The organism is Erythrobacter donghaensis, from assembly GCF_001557325.1.
GTDB lineage: Bacteria > Pseudomonadota > Alphaproteobacteria > Sphingomonadales > Sphingomonadaceae > Erythrobacter > Erythrobacter donghaensis_B.
Window position 1 is genome coordinate 1 of the sequence record NZ_LSJS01000288.1, and the last position, 267, is coordinate 267.

A 267-nucleotide genomic window follows, 5' to 3' on the forward strand; every position below is an offset into this window, starting at 1 on the left:
CGATCCCCTCCAGCAGGCAGGCCAGCTGCGAGGGGGTCAGCGACACCGTTCCCTCGCTCGCCGAGGGCCATACGAACCGGCCCTTCTCAAGCCGCTTGGCGTAGAGCGACATGCCGATCCCGTCGTGCCAGATGATCTTGATCAGCGAGCCTGCGCGGCCGCGGAATACAAACAGATCACCGCCGTGGGGATTACGCTTGAGGCCTTGCTGCACCAGCAGCGCCAGGCCCTGCATGCCCTTCCTCATATCCGTGTGGCCGAGCGCGA

1 protein-coding gene is annotated in these 267 nt (G+C 65.5%); it reads right to left on the bottom strand.

Translation table 11 applies throughout. The features are described from left to right. Positions 1 to 235, bottom strand: a 235-nt coding sequence (gene tnpB / locus AX692_RS16240; protein WP_419470598.1) for an IS66 family insertion sequence element accessory protein TnpB, incomplete at its 3' end; no start/stop codon positions are given. Between the last annotated feature and the right edge of the window lie 32 nt (positions 236 to 267).